The organism is Bradyrhizobium liaoningense (assembly GCF_018130955.1).
Taxonomy (GTDB): domain Bacteria; phylum Pseudomonadota; class Alphaproteobacteria; order Rhizobiales; family Xanthobacteraceae; genus Bradyrhizobium; species Bradyrhizobium liaoningense_C.
Map to the genome: position 1 here is coordinate 20608 of NZ_JAFCJM010000072.1, position 14746 is coordinate 35353.

Genomic DNA, 14746 nt, shown 5'->3' on the forward strand with positions numbered 1-14746 from the left:
ACCATGATCAGGGGTCGGCGAGGGCGCCGCCTCAGATCCCCCGAGAGGAGACCAACCATGTTGAAGACCTTGTCAGCAGCTTTCCTTGCCGCTTCCGTGATCGCAGCGCCGGCCTTCGCCGCAGAATCGGCGAAGACCACGACGCCCGCGCCAGTGATCAAGGCGGACCAGACGCAGAGCAAGGCGTCGACCACCACGGCCACCAAACCTGACGTCAAGCCGATTGCAAAATCCGACGTCAAGACGGACGGCAAGAGCGACGTGAAGACCGGCGCCAAGTCCGACGCCAAGTCCGACGCCAAGTCCGACGCCAAGACGGACGTCAAGTCGGACAAGAAGGCCGACGCGACCGCGAAGGCGATGAACGCCAACGCCGCCGTGATCCCGTCCGAGCACCACAAGTCGGTGCGCTCGCATCGCCATCACCACAAGGTGATCTCGTCCAAGATGACCGGCAAGAAGGCGGTTCAGCCCGACCTGACCAAGCCGGCCGCGCCGGCGACGACTGAGAAGCGCAGCTAAAATCTGATCCGGCGAGGCGGCAATCTCGCATTGCCCCCGCCCGCCTCGCGGGAGCCCAGAGCCGGCCCGACCGTCATGGTGATTGCGGAAACGCAAAGCGCCATGACGGCGGCCCGGTGCGTTTGCTACAACGATTGCCTGCGTCTGACGTGGCGAGGGGGAAGGGACGTTTGAGGAGACTGGCACAACGGGTGGGCGTCCTGGCGCTGCCATTGATGCTCGCGGCATGCTTCGGCAGCGACGGCGGCGGATCGTCGATGATGAACGATGCCGGCGCCAACGGCCCGCAGCCCTTTCCCGACAATTACCGCACCGAGGCCTTGGCCTATATGCGGACCTATCTGAACAACCCGGTCGGGGTGCGCGACGCGGGAATGGCCGACCCGGTGCTGCGCACCGTCGGCGGCCGTCCGTTCTACGTGGCCTGCGTGCGCTTCACCCCGCGCGAGAGCGACGGCAGCTACCGGGGCCCGCGCGAGCGCGCCATCGTCTACGTCAACGGCCGGCTCGACCGCATCCTCGAGCGCGGCGGCGACACCTGCGTCGGTGCGGTTTACGCACCCTTTCCGGAACTGGAAAAGATGACGCGGTAGCGCAAAGCCGGCCTTCATCCGCCGGTGGTAGGACAGGGCGGCCTGAAGCCGGAAGATCACAATTCGGGGAGCTTTGAACGGGACCGCTTCGGCGACAGACAAATCAACACGGCAGTCTGCGCGTAGTGAACAAATCTGTCGTTCGATGGGGTCGTCGGGGAACAAAAAGCCGTTGTTGCGGCCCCGTCACGGTAACGAACGATCAACGTTCCGGCATTGCCAACAAGCAACCAAAATCAGGCCACGTTGTTTTCTGAGGGTGAATTCGTAATAACGGGGATGATCGATGAAGAAATTCTTGCTCGGCGCAGCCGCATTACTTGCGCTGGCCGCGCCTGCCGCCGCAGCCGACATTCCGGCGCGCACCTATACCAAGGCTCCGGCCTATACCCCGCCGCAGGTGATCTATAACTGGACCGGCTTTTACATCGGCGGCCATGTCGGCGGTGCATTTGCCGGCGACAACACCTTCCAGTCGAGCGATGCTCGCTTCCTCGGCGGCGTGCAGGGCGGCTTCGACTACCAGTTCGCACCCAACTGGGTGATGGGTATCGAAGCCCAGTATTCCTGGCTGCCGACCAACAACAATGGCGTCCTGTTTCCGGGCGGCACGCTGGTGACCTCCAACACCGACCAGCTCGGTTCGGTCACGGGCCGCATCGGCTACACCTGGGGTCCGGCGCTGGTCTATGCCAAGGGCGGTTACGCCTGGCGGAATAGCGACTTTGGCGTGAGCGTCGCCGGCGTGCCGACGGCCTTCACCACCACGGGCAACAACAAGGACGGCTATACCGTGGGCGGCGGCCTCGAATACCTCTTCGCGCCGAACTGGTCGGCCAAGGCCGAGTACCAGTACTACAATTTCGGCAGCACCACCGTCACGGCGGGACCTGCCGACGTCGTCGGCGCGCGCGGCCGCAACGACGATCACACCGTCAAGCTCGGCGTGAACTACCGCTTCGGCTGGGGCGGCCCGACCGCCTCGCGCTACTGACGCCCACGTCGATCGCTTCAGACGCGACAAAGGCCGGCTCTGCCGGCCTTTGTTTTGCATGTTTCTCATCCGCGTCATGTGCGTGCTGTAAGGCAAAAATAATTGTTGGCCCTTAGGGAACACGCGCGCCGGAACGCGTTATTATGGGACTGCCGGGCTGTGGGATGACGAACATGCGTATCTTGGCGTCGGTGCTTATTTCCTCGGTAATCCTGTTCGCTCCGCCCTGTGCGGCACAGACGATCCTCAAATCCGAACCGCTGATGCTGGCCCCCTATGAGGTCGCCCTCGTTCGGGACTATTCCTGCGGCCCCGGCAAGGTCATGAAGGTGACCGGCGCGATCCGCGGCCTGCATCGGCGCAAAGCCTGCGTCCTCTTGCCGGGCGAGCAGGCATCGCTCGCGACCGCGACGCCCTGACGCCGTCCCTCAGCTATTGAATTCGAGCTCGTTGCGGGACTCCCGCTCGGCGTCCGCCTTGTTGCGCGCCGGGTCTTCGCCCGGTCCGGCCGGGCAGGGCTTGATCTCGTAGTCGTTGTCCAGGATTCGGCGCGGCCCAGCGCCGTCCTCGTCCGGAGCGAGGTCGACGACCAGGCCGCTCCTGTGCGCCAGGGTCCACACGTCAGCCTCGCTCGGGTAAGTTTTGCTGATCTGGGCATCGTTGCAAAACAGCGCGTATGGCATCGATTCCACTCCGGAAGCCGACTTTGAAGAACCCTCCTTAACGTCCGGGAATGCCTGGAGGTTTCAGCCGCGAGCGCGCCGACTCCTGTCGATCACGGGTCTGTGAACAGGGCCGAAAGGGGTTTTGAGTCGTAAACGAGTCCTGAATCCCAAAAAAAAGAATCCCTGGGACTCCCTGACCGGAATCAGCGGATGTTTCAGGCCATGACGACCGACCTGAAAACCTCCTGCGGGCACATGCTCCTGCCGCTCACGCTGGCGCTGGTCGGCGCCTGTGCGGCCAATCTGGTTCTGGTCTGGTCCTGGCTGTAGCCGCCTATTTTCGCGCCGAGGGAGGCGGCGGGGTGCCGCGGATTTCGTCGCGCAGCTTGGCCATCGTGGTCGCGCAATATTCCTCCCGCTCGCGCTCGAACCGCTCCTGGTGCTTGCGGAAATTCGCCACCCGGCTCTGGATCTCGCTGCGGAAGTCGCCGCTGATCCGGGGCGGCGCGACCTCGAACGGCTGTTGCGGCGGCGGCGCAGGGGCGGGCGGCAGCGCTTCGATCTCCAGCGTCCGCTCGATCGCCACATAGGAGACGACGTCAACGCTTGCGACCGGCGCGGCCGGCGTGCCGTCCACCGGATGCAATCCGTCCTTCCGGCCGGTCACCGATTGGACGAAAGCCATTGTCTGCGCGATCAGCGCGTCGCGTTCCCTCATCCACTTCATGGCTCACCTCACCCGTCGCCGTTCCAGCAAAGGGCCGGCGACGAATCAAGCGCCTCGACAAGGGATTGCATATTTTTCCCGGTCGTCCGAAAGTGGGCCATGGACTCGAAAGAAGCAGAACAACTGCCGGAGGAGGCACTGGGGTTGCGGCTGGTGCGTGCCTTCCTGACGCTCCCGCTCGAAAAGCGCCAGCATGTGCTCAGCCTCGTCGAAGAGATGTCGCGCGCGCCTGACCGGCACGAGGAGGAGGCCGAGGCGGCCCCTCGCTGACGAAGCCCTAGCGCTCGCGCGGGTTGACGTTGGGCACGAAGGGCGTGCCGACCACCCGTACATCGCTTCGATCGACGACGTTGACCGGCTGGACGGACGGTGCCGTGTCCGTGATCCGGTTGTCCGCGACCGCCTGAGGCGCGGGTCGTGTTGCCGGCCCGACCAGTGCGGCCGCGCCGGCGGCGACGATGCAGGACAGCGTCACCGCTGCCAGCAGCACCATGTTGCAGTTTTCTTCCCTGATACGCATGGGATGAAAACGACGAGGCCCCGCCATTGGTTCCCGGGCCTGCTTGCGCGTGCGGTGCGCTTCCGTTTCAATTCGGCCGATGGCAACAGATGCAACAAAAGTAGCGATCATCGGCAATGCGGCCGGCGGCAAGTCGACCCTGGCTCGCGCGCTCGCGGCGCGCCGGGATTTGCCGCTCGTCGAGGTGGATCGGCTGCTGTGGCAGAAGGGTTGGCAGCTTACGCCTGCCGACGTCTATGCGCGTCGGCATACCGAAGCGATCGCCGCCGAGCGATGGGTGATCGAGGGCCTCGGCAGCCAGGATTCGATCGCCCCGCGCCTCGCGCGAGCCACCGAGATCGTCCTGATCGACCTGCCGCTCTGGCTGCACTTTGCGCTTGCCGCGGAACGGCAGGCCAAATGGACGCAGCAGGAGGCGCCGCCCGCAGGCCTCTTCGAATTGCCGCCGACGCGCGCGCTGTTCGAAACCATGTGGCAGGTCGACCGCGAGTGGATGCCCGATATCCGCGAACTCTGCCGCCGGGCCGAAGCCGACGGAAAGAAGCTCAGCCGGCTGCAAAGCCTGGACGCGATCGATGCTTTCGCACGGGCGGAAGCGGTCGCCGGCGCGTGAGGCGAGGTCCGATGCAGATCACGTTCACCAGGCAGGACCGGGACGGCCGCTACGTCACGCACATCCGGCGCGACGACGGTGTCGCCTATGTGGTGCGTGGCGTCGGCCACACCTTCGAAATGCCCCATGACCTCGCCCATCTCGTGATCGAAAGGGCGCTTGGCCTGACCACCGGCTTCTGGGGCAGCGTCTCCGACGGCGCGGTGTTTCCGACGATGACGTACGAGGGTGGACGGCGGAAGCCGAAGGCGGCGCAGCGTTCGAAAGACGTGTTGAAGGCGAATGCGCGCCGGCTGGTCGAGGCGGAGGTTCTGGTCAGCGTGTTCAGCGACACGATCGTGCAAGGCCATGCCGAAACGTCGCCGATCCTGCGCTATCGTCCGCACGAGCGATTGCCGGCGCGAGAGCGCGACATCTGGCCCGGTCATGTCAGCGAGATCTACGCCGCCTATGCAAGCGCACTGCGCGACTGGAGCGCGCTTCGGCCGGGCGAGGCGATGCGGCTGGATTGGGACGTCGGGAGCCGCAGGCGAAGGTAGCGGTTACCATCGCGGTGTGATCAACAGGCTGTAGGCGACGGCAAACAGGAAGCCGGTCATCACCAGCGCGGCAACCGCGCCCGCGGTGATCTTGATCATCTCTTTGCCGCCTTGGGGACGCATGGATCAGCTCCTGCCTCACTCTACCTGATGTTGAACTGCGATCCAATCTGTGGTGAATGAGCCGCCCGGCGCAGGCCGCATCACCTTTGAGGAGCGAGTGATGACTGACGAGCTTGACGGCGGCTGGGCGGCGTCCGCGCAGGCCTGGATCGTCGAGCAGGGCGAGGAGGGCGACTATGGTCGCCGCGCCGTGCTGGATGCTCCGATGCTGGCGCGGATCGAAGGTCGCGGCTTTGCCCGCGCGCTCGATGTCGGCTGCGGCGAAGGTCGGTTCTGCCGCATCATGCAGCGCCTGGGCATCCGGACGACCGGCATCGATCCGACCGAAGCGCTGCTTGCGCGCGCCCGGCAATTGGACCCCGCCGGTGACTATCGGCTCGGCCGCGCGGAGGACATCGCCGAGGAGGCGCAGTTCGACCTGGTGGTCAGCTATCTCACCCTGATCGATATCCCGGACGTTGAAGCGGCAATCGCGAAAATGGCGGCAGCGCTGCGGCCGGGCGGTACGTTGCTGAGCGCCAACCTGACCAGCTTCAACACCGCCGGCATGCCGGAGGGCTGGCGCCGCGAGAGCGATGGCGGCTTGCGCTTCTCGATCGACCACTACATGGACGAGCGGGCGGTCTGGGTCGAATGGCGCGGCATCCGGATCCAGAACTGGCACAGGCCCCTCAGCACTTATATGACGCTGCTCCTGAACCAGGGCCTGCAATTGCGCGTGTTCGCGGAGCCTACGCCTGCGGCCGGCGATCCCGAACAGATCGCGCGTCATCGTCGCGTACCGTGGTTTCACATCATGGAGTGGCAGAAGCCGGCGTAGAGTGGAGCAAAAAGGGGGTCTTCGCGCATGGATTCAAAACGCCCACCCGTTCTCGCTCATCAGCGCTTCGTCGCCGACCGCGACAATTTTGCCGGCCTCGATCTCGCCGCGCGCTTCGACCGGATTTTGAAGACGAACCTGTGGGGCGCGTCGACCTCGGTGTCGGGGCTCGGCTCCGAGGACCTCGCCACAGCGGCGATCCGCGAGGCACTGCCGCCCTTGTTGCAAAAGCTCGGTGCCCGCTCGCTGCTTGATGCGCCCTGCGGTGATGCGGGCTGGATCGCGGCCTGCAAGCTCGACGTCGACTATATCGGCGTCGATATCGTGCCGTCGCTGATCGAGGCCAACAGGCGGCGCGCTGTGGACGGCGAGGTGGCCGGCCGTTTCGTCAATGCCGACATCACCCGCGATGCGCTGCCGCGCGCCGATCTCGTCCTCTGCCGCGACTGTCTGGTTCATCTGAGCTTCCAGAATATCGACCGCGCCGTCGCGCGCTTTCGCGACAGTGGCGCGCGCTATCTGCTCGTGACCACTTTTCCGGGATGGGAGCGGAATGAGGATTGCGAGGACGGCGACTGGCGCGCGCTCAATTTCGAACGTGCGCCGTTCGACTGGCCGGCGCCGCTCGCGCTGATCAACGAACGCTGCGACGAGGGCGGGGGCGGCTGGAGCGACAAGAGCCTCGGGTTGTGGCGGCTGGCAGACCTGCCGCAGTCCGCCGATTGATCCCCGGCGGAGCATGTGCTCCGCCGTCAGAGTTCAACGCCGGCAGGCGCGGCCGGCCGAATGGCGTCAGGCCGCGCGGGTCCAATCCGTTGCTGGGTCGAGGTCCTTCAGGCGCTCTTCCAGTGCGGCAATGGTCACGAGCAGGTTGTCGCGGCGCCCACGCAGGGTCAGGGCCAGCATCGGATAGGCCAGGGCGGCGGGATCCGAGACGCGGGTGCGCTGCTCTTCGTCCTGGATGTCGGAATCCAACAGTTGGACTTTCCAGCGCAAATCCGCGATGAGCGCCTGAAGTTGCATGGTGGATGTCTTGGATTGGAACAGCGGCTGCATGATGTCGCCTCGATGTGAGACAGGCCCACCGCGGGCCCGCCAGGTTGAGTTAACCTGAGCAAACCGGATGCCAGTTCGGTCCACTCGCACAGGGCGTTTGCCTAGCTCGGATCCTGCAATCTTGCGATCTGCGGATTGTGCTGCGAGCGCTTGTCCTTGGCTTCCACACAGATCCGCACGATGCCCACAGCGACGATTGCGAGAAGGCTGACCCAGACGCAGGCGGAAAGGGCGACGGATGCCATCTTGCGCATGTTGGACTCGTGAGGCCGAACGGAGCCGCCGCGCCGAGTATGATGGCGCGGCGGCTTCGCCATGGTGATCCCGGAGGGCAATATCCGGTGCGCGCAACGTAGCGCGCAGCCGCGCGGCTGCAATCGAACTCGCTCATTAAGCTTGATACCGCAGGCACGGTTAATTCGGCACGACAGCGAAGACAGCGCACTGATGCCAGATCAGAACGAGAGCGTTGCCCGGCGCAACAGCTTCAAGTTACACTTCCCCTTGCGCAATCGGCCACGCCTGTCTCCGTCCTGGTGTCGCAATGCCTACCATGAAGCAAAACGCTGCCGCGCTCGCCTTGCTGATCTGGTCCTGCTGGCCGGCGCTGGCGCAGCAGGACGGTGCGGCGCTTTACGCGGCCCACTGCGCGCAATGTCACGATACGACCGACAGCCAGAGCCGCGTGCCGGGCCGCAAGGCACTCCAGGCGATGTCGCCCGAGCTCGTCCTGAGCGCGCTGACGACAGGCAGCATGGCCTCGATCGCCCGCACGCGCAGCGACGAGGAGCGCATGGCGATTGCCGCCTTCGTGACCGGGAAGGCCGTGGACGCGACCGCACTGGCGAAGCCGGCGGACGCATCCGGACGCTGCACACTGCCGCCTGCCGCATTTCCAGTACCGCTCGATGGCCCGCGCTGGAACGGCTGGGGCGTGGACACCGCCAACAGCCGCTTCCAGCCGGCCGATATGGCAAAGCTGACGGTCGACGATGTGCCGCGCCTGCGGTTGAAGTGGGCTTTTGGCTTTGCAGGAGCTTCGCTCGCGTTTGCGCAGCCGACCGTCGTTAGCGGGATGCTGTTCGTCGGCGGCAGCGATCGCAAGGTGCACGCGCTCGAAGCCAGGAGCGGGTGCATCCTGTGGACGTTCGATCCGGACGCGGCGGTGCGCGCGTCCATCAGCTTCGGACAAATCGCCGGATTGGACGAGGGGACGCTGTTCTTCGGCGATCTGCGCGCCAACGTCTATGCGGTGAATGCCCGCAACGGTGCGTTGATCTGGAAGGTGAGGGTCGAGGAGCACCACGCCGCCCGCATCACCGGCGCACCGACGCTTTACGAGGGAAGGCTCTACGTGCCGGTGTCCTCGCTCGAGGAGGCGGCCGGGTCGCAATCGACCTACGAGTGCTGCACCTTCCGCGGCAGCGTCGTGGCGCTGGATGCGGCAACCGGCAAGCAGATCTGGCAGGCCTACACGATCCCCGAAGTGCCGCATCCGACCACGAAGAACGCGATCGGGACCCAGCTCTATGGTCCGTCGGGCGCCGCGATCTGGTCGGCGCCGACGATCGATCCGGAGCGCAAGGCGGTCTATGTCGCGACCAGCAATTCCTATTCGAATCCGCCGTCGATCACCAGCGACGCGGTGCTCGCCTTCGATCTCGCGACGGGCAAGCTGCTGTGGAAGCAGCAGGCCACGCCCAAGGACGCCTTCATTGTGGCGTGCTTCATGCCCGATCGCACCAACTGTCCCGATGACAGCGGCCCGGACCATGATTTCGGCCAGTCGCCGATCCTGGTGAAGCTGCGCGACGGCAAGCGCGTGCTGGCGATTGCGCAAAAGTCCGGCGTCGTGCACGGCTTCGATCCCGATCAGGACGGCAAGATCTTGTGGCAGACGCGGGTCGGCAAGGGCGGCGCGCTCGGCGGCAGCGAGTGGGGCTCGGCGGCGGATCAGGACCGCATCTATGTCGCGATCTCGGACGTGCGGTTCACGCGCGACGGCACGCGGAGCCTCGAGCCGAAGGAAGGCGGCGGCCTGTTCGCCCTCGATCTCGCGACCGGAAAGGTTTCGATGGAGGTGCCACCGGTGGCCTGCGGCGACCGCGATTTCTGCAGCCCCGCATTATCAGCGGCCATCAGCGTCATTCCCGGCGTGGTGTTCTCCGGCGGCGTCAGCGGCTACATCCGCGCCTACGCAACGGCGGATGCAAAGCTGCTGTGGGAGTTCGACACCACGCGCGACTACGTGACCGTGAACGGCGTGCGGGCCTACGGCGGCGCGATCGATGGGCCCGGGCCCGTCATCGTCGACGGCATGCTCTACACCAATTCCGGCTACGGGCAGTGGAGCGGCGTGCCCGGCAACGTGCTGCTGGCGTTCGAGGTGATGCGCTGACGCGGCGGCAATTTCATGTGGCACTGGCCCGCGATGATCGTGGTGTGCTCCCCTGGCCTGCATCACGTCGGCGCGCGCCGACGACTGTGAGGTCAAGGCTGCGGAGATCGCCGAAAAGATCGGCCTCGACGCCGGCGAGCGAACACCCTGGGGCTCCATCGCGCTCAGCGCGCGCAACGAGGGCGAGGACGACTATGGCGTCTATCTCCTCTGCAAGGGCGCGCTCGGGACGACGCTCCGCTATCTCAGCCCGCCGTCGCCCGGCCCAAAATGGTTTCAGTTCGTCGGCCGCTCCGGCGCGATCCTCACCGGCGTGAAGCCGTCATCAATCGCGCTCGGCGCGCAAAACTGCGTCGAGAACGCGCGCCTGCGCAAGGCGCCGTTCCGATCGCCGGGCTCGGCGTTTCAGATGCAATGCGCGGTGTCGAGGAACGACGATCGCGCGGAGCTGTCGTTGGCGGGAAGGTAAGACAGAGAGAGGGAGGCCGCAATGGACGCCAGTTGGACGAAGAGCGGTAGCGAGATTGCTCAAATACTCGCGCTAGCTGGGGCAACATTGTTCTTTTTGTACAAAGCAGTCTCTGGGTACCTCAGAGTAAATCTAGCGATGAAAGTGAATTGCGAGAGGCACGCGTCGAGCGATGGCATGGACTTCCTAGCCATTCAAGTTCACCTCAAGAAAGGTCAGAACGGTACTTTCGTGATGCACGATCTGAGCGCGCACGTAACCCATGGCGATTGCGAGAACATAGTTCAGTTCGATGGGACGACGCGGTTGGCGCGAAAGCTTGAAACTATCTCGCAAACTAACCGGGCCGTTGTGGAGTGGAATGAAACTGACGCTAGGTCGCCGCTCTTGAAGTTGGTGCCGGATGAAGAGATTAACCTGGCTGCGCTGCACAAGGTCCCGAGTGAGGCAGTTTGCAGCGTCCAAGTCTGTCTTCTTGGTCAAGCGCTCTCACGCCCGGTGTTCGGTCAATACAGGTGCTCGACCGTATCGTTTCCCCGGATGAATAAAGATCAGTAGACGCAGCAACTCCCAGCGACCGCTCAAGGCCATTAGAAGCCCGCTGAGAGCCGTTTATCTGAGCCTCCCATAGCCACGCATCGGGAAAGCAATCCTATACGCGCGATTGCGCGAGGCAATGGATGGAGGGTAGGGGGGCTTTGCATCGTAAGGCGAAGTCGCCCCTACACCGGCCATGGGGAAATTCACACGTCCGCAAAACCCATAACTCAAGGAAACTTATGGCCAGACCAAGACTACCGACCGCATTGCTCGAACTTCGCGGCGCATTCAAGCACGATCCTCAACGTAAGAGGGCGCGGCAACGCGAACCTCTCGGGACGCCGCCGCTGCCTGATGCGCCGGACCATCTAACAGACGATGTTGCAAAGGTATGGCGCCAGATGAAGACGCGGGGCTATTGGCTTACGAGCGCCGATCAATTCCTTGTCGAGATTGCGGCCACACTGGCGGCACGCTTCACGGCCGGCCAACTCAAACACGGGCACGTATCAGTCATGATCGGGCTATTGGGCAAGTTGGGGTTTCTCGCCAAGAAAACGCGGCGCGTTGAATTTGCCGACAAGAACCACGTAGCCTGCTAGAAGAGGATGTGGAATATCAACCCGGCCAGCAAAACGAAGGCTGCCGCAACGTAACCCGCCGCCCTAATCGGATGATCCTTGCCGCCCCTTAAGGCCCATTGTGTTTTAGCCACCGCTCGCGACAAGGGAACCATCGCACGGGCTCCCAAGATGCCGACAGCGAATAGAGGGAGCCACGCGAAGACGCCGAACGCTGGGAGCATAAACAGAATGGTCACACCGAAAGGTATGGCAAGCGCAGCTTCATCGGGTGGGTGATCCGGTTTGTACAATATACGCGTCAGTTCCTCACCCAACAGCATGAAGGCCATAACTCGTAGGACCGAAAAGAAGTAGACGACTACAACAGCAACAAGGGTGCCGAGTGACAATGCAATACTCGGTTTCGATCCGAAGCGAAAAAGCAACGGTCGGACTGCGAACAATGATACGTAGTCTGCCAAGATGTTGGTCAGAGTCGACACGACAGCTGCCGCTAACGTGAGAGCCGGTGCTGAGGTTGTGGTCAACTCCTCCCAAAATCGAAACAGAAAGTAGGCTGACAGTACTGTAGTAATTGTTGCAGATCGAAAGAAGGCCCGCCACGTCAAGAGCGGTGCGGTGTACACATGGTCGAACACTTCGAGTAGGGCCGCAGCCACGTTTTTGTTATCTACGCTCGGCTGCTGGATAGTCTTTGAAAATGCGGCCTTTGCCTTTGGGGAGGCGACCCTGTCCAGCCAAACGCAAAGAGCTAGAATCGCGCCTGCCCAAGTCGTCGCATTTCCCAAACCCGCGTGTTGTCCCAAGAACTTTAAAAACTGGTCCATGGTTGTGCACGCTCCAAAGAACGGAGTGATGCAAGCATACAACCAAAACTAGCGCCTCAAAATCATTTCCTCTTGTTTTGCAGACGCCGCGACGCAACCGCGTTCGCTGTCTCTGTGAAGCAAAAAGTAGCTGAGTGGCGCGATACCATTCCTTTCTAGGGAACGTACGCGCCAAATTACGGCTCAAATGGCAGCGTGCCAAAAGGCAATCGATAATCTAATAGCCGCGGTGGAGAAGGGGGCATTGGAGATTGAAGAAATTGCGCCCCGGCTCGAACATCAGCGTTCGGAGAAATCACGGCTTCAGCGAGAATTGGCGCTTGCCGACGAACAGGTGGTGTCCGTCGATCTGCATCCAACGGCCTTACGGCGCTTCAAGCAGAACTTGGATCAAATCTCTGGGGCTGGGGACCAAATAGACCCTCAGTTAGCAGCCAGCTTCCGTGAGCTAGTCGAAAGCGTTGTAGTCATGCCTAGGAAAGCTGGCGAGCCTTACAGCGTTGAGACCCGCGGAAGGTTAGCTAGATTGATAGGGGCGCCTCAAGGGCGCCCTCAGGCCGCTGAGGCGGCCTTATTCATGGGGGATAGCCGGGCCTCTATGGGTAAGGCCGCATTGTCGGCTAAACCGGTGGTGCCGGCTGAGGGGATTGAACCCCCGACCTTCGGTTTACAAAACCGCTGCTCTACCGCTGAGCTAAGCCGGCAACTTCCGGGAAAGCGCGCGTCACCGGAACGCTCCACCTTGGCGGGGTCGCAATACCAGACTTGTCCCGAAAGTGCCAGAACCCGCGAGCCGGTCAGCCCGTCATCAAACAGGCGGCCGGAGGGCCGCCTGTTCGGGTTCATTCGAACGCAAAATGCCTATTGGCAGAGATGCTGGCGGCCTTCCGCGCCCTTGAAATAGGTGCCGGGCCTGCACACGATGCCGTTGCGGGCGGCATAGCTGTTCCAGTCGCCGTACCAGCCCGGGCCGCCGCGATCGTAGCTGGCGTAGGAGTCATCCCAGGCGCGGACCGGCGCCGTGGCGACCGCAGCCGCCGTGCCGACGGCAGCGCCTACGACGGCGCCAGCTGCCGTCGCGGGCCAGTCACGCTGCGCCATTCGTCGATGACGATATTGGCTGCCGGCGGCGGGACTTCCAGCGCGATAGCTTTGGCAGTTGGGGTCCGGGAACGGACCCGTGCATCTGACAGGATCGAGGCCTTGTGCGAAAGCGGGGCTCGCCAGCGCCGACACTGCGATCGCAGCCGCGCCAAGAAGAAGTCTTGGGCTCATCATGGTATGCTCCATGTTTGGTTGAGACCTTGGCTAAGCGCCACGTATGGCGGTGGTTCCGATCCTTCTTGCGCAAAGGGTCACATCGACGTGAACCCGCGAAGGATGTGCAGAATGTGCCATGCAACTGCGCGGCCGGCGCTGCGCTCGGCGCGATGGCGTTAACGATTCGATAGCGCGCTTTCCGGCATTTGAGTCCCTCCCAATCCTTACGCATTAGGCTTACCGGAATTAATCGGGACCGCCTTAACCCTCTGGGTCCGGCTATCGGTTAGGTTGCGCGCCGGATAACCGGGGCCCCTTCATGCGCGCTTTGGCGCTCGTTGCGTTTCTGATCGGACTGCCTGCGTCGGCGCTTGCCGGCGACGGGTTCGAGATCGTCGTCCCGGGCCGTCCCGGCGTGCCCATCATCATCAACGGCATCGACGCGTCCTATGCCGTGATCGAAGGCGAGTGGGGCCTCGCAAAGAACCAGCAAGTGCAGCCCACGATTTATGGCGGTCGCTACATCCCGGATCGTCAGCCGCCGGACGTCGGCCACTACTATCCGACCATGGGACTCAGGCCGGGCTACGGACGCCTCGAGATCGAGCCGCCCGCCAACCGCAAATTGCCGCGGCCGGCGCAGAGCTACTATCAGAGCTGGGGCGTGCACTCAGCGCCGCTGCCGCCGCAGATGGACGTTCCCGTCAATCCGCCGCCCGTCATCCTGGCGCCGCAGATCGACGGCGAGCCGCGCCATCGTCCGCGGCCGGTGCCGCACGCGGAAGTGCCCGGCAGGCTGCCCAGATAAGTGAACATGTGAGCAAGCAAACGAAGCAAGCACGCTAGAAACCAAGTCAAAACCAACGAACGAAAATCGACAGGAGAGAGTAATGCGTCAAATGATTTCAGGACTGGTCGCGGCAGCCGCCGTGTTGGTCGTAAGTGCAGCCCCGGCTGCGGCTTGCGGCTACAACCCCTGCGCGCCCGTTGTTGCGCCGGTCTATTCGGGCTGCAACACCGGCTGCGGCGGCTGGGGCTTTGAGCGCCTCGCCGAGCCGACCTCGCAGTATTATTACGTCAACCAGGGTCCGACCTATACGGGTCCGGGTGCCTTCGCGCCGTATCCGACCTATCAGGAAGACGCTGTTGTGACGCCGGGCTACGGCTACGGCTACCGCGCGCGTTCGTATGGCTACGGCGCGGCCGCGGTCGCTCCCTACCGTCCGTATTATCGTCCGTATCGCTATGGCTACGGCCCGCGCGTCGGCTATTTGCCGCGCGTCGCCTACGGCCCGCGTTACGGCTACGCGCATCGCCACGCGCCCGGCTACTATTACGGCCACCGCGTGCTGCGCCGCTATTACTGATCGCCTGATCGGTCGAGTTCGGAAGCGCCCGTTCGCATGATGCGGACGGGCGTTTTTGTGGTGCGCCAGGCATGGCGCGGAGCGCCATGACTGGCGCGATTTGACCGGAGTGGTGTCCGGTCGATGACT

General features: G+C 63.6%; 21 protein-coding genes and 1 tRNA gene. 13 read left to right on the forward strand and 9 right to left on the reverse strand.

The window, feature by feature from the left end:
- Window positions 1–57: 57 nt before the first annotated feature.
- The 4 genes from JQ632_RS33875 to JQ632_RS33890 all read left to right on the forward strand — a co-directional run bounded on the left by JQ632_RS33875 (window position 58) and on the right by JQ632_RS33890 (window position 2528).
- Complete coding sequence (locus JQ632_RS33875) at window positions 58–522, forward strand: His-rich protein BRANT (RefSeq protein ID WP_212407041.1); 465 nt, start codon at window positions 58–60, stop codon at window positions 520–522.
- 170 nt (window positions 523–692) lie between these two features.
- The gene (locus tag JQ632_RS33880; RefSeq protein ID WP_249152730.1) at window positions 693–1115 is read left to right on the forward strand and encodes a hypothetical protein; all 423 of its coding nucleotides are present in this window, start codon (window positions 693–695) and stop codon (window positions 1113–1115) included.
- A 286-nt stretch (window positions 1116–1401) separates the two neighbouring features.
- On the forward strand, window positions 1402–2109 hold the full coding sequence (locus JQ632_RS33885) for an outer membrane protein (protein WP_212407042.1): 708 nt from the start codon (window positions 1402–1404) through the stop codon (window positions 2107–2109).
- A gap of 173 nt (window positions 2110–2282) precedes the next feature.
- A complete protein-coding gene (locus JQ632_RS33890) occupies window positions 2283–2528 on the forward strand; it encodes a hypothetical protein (protein WP_212407043.1) in 246 nt (81 codons plus the stop codon).
- A gap of 9 nt (window positions 2529–2537) precedes the next feature.
- Here JQ632_RS33890 and JQ632_RS33895 read toward each other — a convergent pair whose 3' ends face one another.
- Together JQ632_RS33895 and JQ632_RS33900 are read right to left on the reverse strand one after the other, a co-directional pair.
- Entirely contained in the window at window positions 2538–2792 is a 255-nt protein-coding gene (locus JQ632_RS33895) for a hypothetical protein (protein ID WP_212407044.1), read from the reverse strand.
- A gap of 316 nt (window positions 2793–3108) precedes the next feature.
- Window positions 3109–3501 carry a hypothetical protein gene (locus JQ632_RS33900; protein WP_212407045.1) on the reverse strand — a complete coding sequence of 131 codons (393 nt, stop codon included), beginning with the start codon at window positions 3499–3501 and terminating at the stop codon, window positions 3109–3111.
- A gap of 99 nt (window positions 3502–3600) precedes the next feature.
- On the opposite strand from JQ632_RS33900, the gene JQ632_RS33905 reads away from it, so the two are divergent.
- Window positions 3601–3771, forward strand: a complete 171-nt coding sequence (locus tag JQ632_RS33905; protein WP_212407046.1) for a hypothetical protein — start codon at window positions 3601–3603, stop codon at window positions 3769–3771.
- A gap of 7 nt (window positions 3772–3778) precedes the next feature.
- On the opposite strand, the gene JQ632_RS33910 is transcribed toward JQ632_RS33905, so the two are convergent.
- Window positions 3779–4021 (reverse strand): hypothetical protein, encoded by a 243-nt coding sequence (locus tag JQ632_RS33910; protein ID WP_212407047.1) that lies wholly within the window; start codon window positions 4019–4021, stop codon window positions 3779–3781.
- Between the two features lie 79 nt (window positions 4022–4100).
- Between JQ632_RS33910 and JQ632_RS33915 the strand changes: the two genes are divergently transcribed.
- From JQ632_RS33915 to JQ632_RS33930, 4 genes are all read left to right on the forward strand, one after another.
- Entirely contained in the window at window positions 4101–4634 is a 534-nt protein-coding gene (locus tag JQ632_RS33915) for an adenylate kinase (protein WP_212407049.1), read from the forward strand.
- An 11-nt stretch (window positions 4635–4645) separates the two neighbouring features.
- Window positions 4646–5173, forward strand: a complete 528-nt coding sequence (locus tag JQ632_RS33920; RefSeq protein ID WP_212407051.1) for a hypothetical protein — start codon at window positions 4646–4648, stop codon at window positions 5171–5173.
- A gap of 223 nt (window positions 5174–5396) precedes the next feature.
- Window positions 5397–6116, forward strand: a complete 720-nt coding sequence (locus JQ632_RS33925; RefSeq protein WP_212407053.1) for a bifunctional 2-polyprenyl-6-hydroxyphenol methylase/3-demethylubiquinol 3-O-methyltransferase UbiG — start codon at window positions 5397–5399, stop codon at window positions 6114–6116.
- 27 nt (window positions 6117–6143) lie between these two features.
- Window positions 6144–6842 carry a class I SAM-dependent methyltransferase gene (locus tag JQ632_RS33930; RefSeq protein ID WP_212407055.1) on the forward strand — a complete coding sequence of 233 codons (699 nt, stop codon included), beginning with the start codon at window positions 6144–6146 and terminating at the stop codon, window positions 6840–6842.
- 66 nt (window positions 6843–6908) lie between these two features.
- Here the strand turns inward: JQ632_RS33930 and JQ632_RS33935 are convergent, their stop codons facing one another.
- Together JQ632_RS33935 and JQ632_RS33940 are read right to left on the reverse strand one after the other, a co-directional pair.
- Window positions 6909–7172, reverse strand: a complete 264-nt coding sequence (locus tag JQ632_RS33935) for a hypothetical protein (protein ID WP_212407056.1) — start codon at window positions 7170–7172, stop codon at window positions 6909–6911.
- Window positions 7173–7273: 101 nt separating this feature from the next.
- On the reverse strand, window positions 7274–7426 hold the full coding sequence (locus tag JQ632_RS33940) for a hypothetical protein (RefSeq protein WP_212407057.1): 153 nt from the start codon (window positions 7424–7426) through the stop codon (window positions 7274–7276).
- A 299-nt stretch (window positions 7427–7725) separates the two neighbouring features.
- On the opposite strand from JQ632_RS33940, the gene JQ632_RS33945 reads away from it, so the two are divergent.
- Window positions 7726–9570, forward strand: coding sequence for a PQQ-binding-like beta-propeller repeat protein (locus JQ632_RS33945; RefSeq protein WP_212407058.1), 1845 nt, complete (start codon window positions 7726–7728; stop codon window positions 9568–9570).
- Window positions 9571–10225: 655 nt separating this feature from the next.
- On the opposite strand, the gene JQ632_RS33950 is transcribed toward JQ632_RS33945, so the two are convergent.
- Entirely contained in the window at window positions 10226–10522 is a 297-nt protein-coding gene (locus JQ632_RS33950; RefSeq protein ID WP_212407059.1) for a hypothetical protein, read from the reverse strand.
- Between the two features lie 296 nt (window positions 10523–10818).
- Here JQ632_RS33950 and JQ632_RS33955 point away from each other — a divergent pair, with 296 nt between their 5' ends.
- The gene (locus JQ632_RS33955) at window positions 10819–11181 is read left to right on the forward strand and encodes a hypothetical protein (RefSeq protein ID WP_212407060.1); all 363 of its coding nucleotides are present in this window, start codon (window positions 10819–10821) and stop codon (window positions 11179–11181) included.
- On the opposite strand, the gene JQ632_RS33960 is transcribed toward JQ632_RS33955, so the two are convergent.
- The 3 genes from JQ632_RS33960 to JQ632_RS33970 form a co-directional block, all read right to left on the reverse strand.
- A complete protein-coding gene (locus tag JQ632_RS33960; RefSeq protein ID WP_212407061.1) occupies window positions 11178–11990 on the reverse strand; it encodes a hypothetical protein in 813 nt (270 codons plus the stop codon). The genes JQ632_RS33955 and JQ632_RS33960 overlap by 4 nt on opposite strands.
- Before the next feature lie 629 nt (window positions 11991–12619).
- Window positions 12620–12694: transfer RNA gene (locus JQ632_RS33965), tRNA-Thr, on the reverse strand.
- Window positions 12695–12851: 157 nt separating this feature from the next.
- Window positions 12852–13265 carry a hypothetical protein gene (locus JQ632_RS33970; protein ID WP_212407070.1) on the reverse strand — a complete coding sequence of 138 codons (414 nt, stop codon included), beginning with the start codon at window positions 13263–13265 and terminating at the stop codon, window positions 12852–12854.
- 304 nt (window positions 13266–13569) lie between these two features.
- Here JQ632_RS33970 and JQ632_RS33975 point away from each other — a divergent pair, with 304 nt between their 5' ends.
- A complete protein-coding gene (locus tag JQ632_RS33975; RefSeq protein ID WP_212407062.1) occupies window positions 13570–14058 on the forward strand; it encodes a hypothetical protein in 489 nt (162 codons plus the stop codon).
- Between the two features lie 82 nt (window positions 14059–14140).
- Entirely contained in the window at window positions 14141–14617 is a 477-nt protein-coding gene (locus JQ632_RS33980) for a hypothetical protein (RefSeq protein WP_212407063.1), read from the forward strand.
- The last annotated feature ends 129 nt before the right edge of the window (window positions 14618–14746 follow it).

Coding starts and splice junctions, on each gene's coding strand:
- JQ632_RS33875 (WP_212407041.1), top strand. CDS start 58: ATGTTGAAGACCTTGTCAGCAGCTTTCCTTGCCGCTTCCGTGATCGCA.
- JQ632_RS33885 (WP_212407042.1), top strand. CDS start 1,402: ATGAAGAAATTCTTGCTCGGCGCAGCCGCATTACTTGCGCTGGCCGCG.
- JQ632_RS33890 (WP_212407043.1), top strand. CDS start 2,283: ATGCGTATCTTGGCGTCGGTGCTTATTTCCTCGGTAATCCTGTTCGCT.
- JQ632_RS33895 (WP_212407044.1), bottom strand. CDS start 2,792: ATGCCATACGCGCTGTTTTGCAACGATGCCCAGATCAGCAAAACTTAC.
- JQ632_RS33900 (WP_212407045.1), bottom strand. CDS start 3,501: ATGAAGTGGATGAGGGAACGCGACGCGCTGATCGCGCAGACAATGGCT.
- JQ632_RS33905 (WP_212407046.1), top strand. CDS start 3,601: ATGGACTCGAAAGAAGCAGAACAACTGCCGGAGGAGGCACTGGGGTTG.
- JQ632_RS33910 (WP_212407047.1), bottom strand. CDS start 4,021: ATGCGTATCAGGGAAGAAAACTGCAACATGGTGCTGCTGGCAGCGGTG.
- JQ632_RS33915 (WP_212407049.1), top strand. CDS start 4,101: ATGGCAACAGATGCAACAAAAGTAGCGATCATCGGCAATGCGGCCGGC.
- JQ632_RS33920 (WP_212407051.1), top strand. CDS start 4,646: ATGCAGATCACGTTCACCAGGCAGGACCGGGACGGCCGCTACGTCACG.
- JQ632_RS33925 (WP_212407053.1), top strand. CDS start 5,397: ATGACTGACGAGCTTGACGGCGGCTGGGCGGCGTCCGCGCAGGCCTGG.
- JQ632_RS33930 (WP_212407055.1), top strand. CDS start 6,144: ATGGATTCAAAACGCCCACCCGTTCTCGCTCATCAGCGCTTCGTCGCC.
- JQ632_RS33935 (WP_212407056.1), bottom strand. CDS start 7,172: ATGCAGCCGCTGTTCCAATCCAAGACATCCACCATGCAACTTCAGGCG.
- JQ632_RS33940 (WP_212407057.1), bottom strand. CDS start 7,426: ATGCGCAAGATGGCATCCGTCGCCCTTTCCGCCTGCGTCTGGGTCAGC.
- JQ632_RS33945 (WP_212407058.1), top strand. CDS start 7,726: ATGAAGCAAAACGCTGCCGCGCTCGCCTTGCTGATCTGGTCCTGCTGG.
- JQ632_RS33955 (WP_212407060.1), top strand. CDS start 10,819: ATGGCCAGACCAAGACTACCGACCGCATTGCTCGAACTTCGCGGCGCA.
- JQ632_RS33960 (WP_212407061.1), bottom strand. CDS start 11,990: ATGGACCAGTTTTTAAAGTTCTTGGGACAACACGCGGGTTTGGGAAAT.
- JQ632_RS33970 (WP_212407070.1), bottom strand. CDS start 13,265: ATGAGCCCAAGACTTCTTCTTGGCGCGGCTGCGATCGCAGTGTCGGCG.
- JQ632_RS33975 (WP_212407062.1), top strand. CDS start 13,570: ATGCGCGCTTTGGCGCTCGTTGCGTTTCTGATCGGACTGCCTGCGTCG.
- JQ632_RS33980 (WP_212407063.1), top strand. CDS start 14,141: ATGCGTCAAATGATTTCAGGACTGGTCGCGGCAGCCGCCGTGTTGGTC.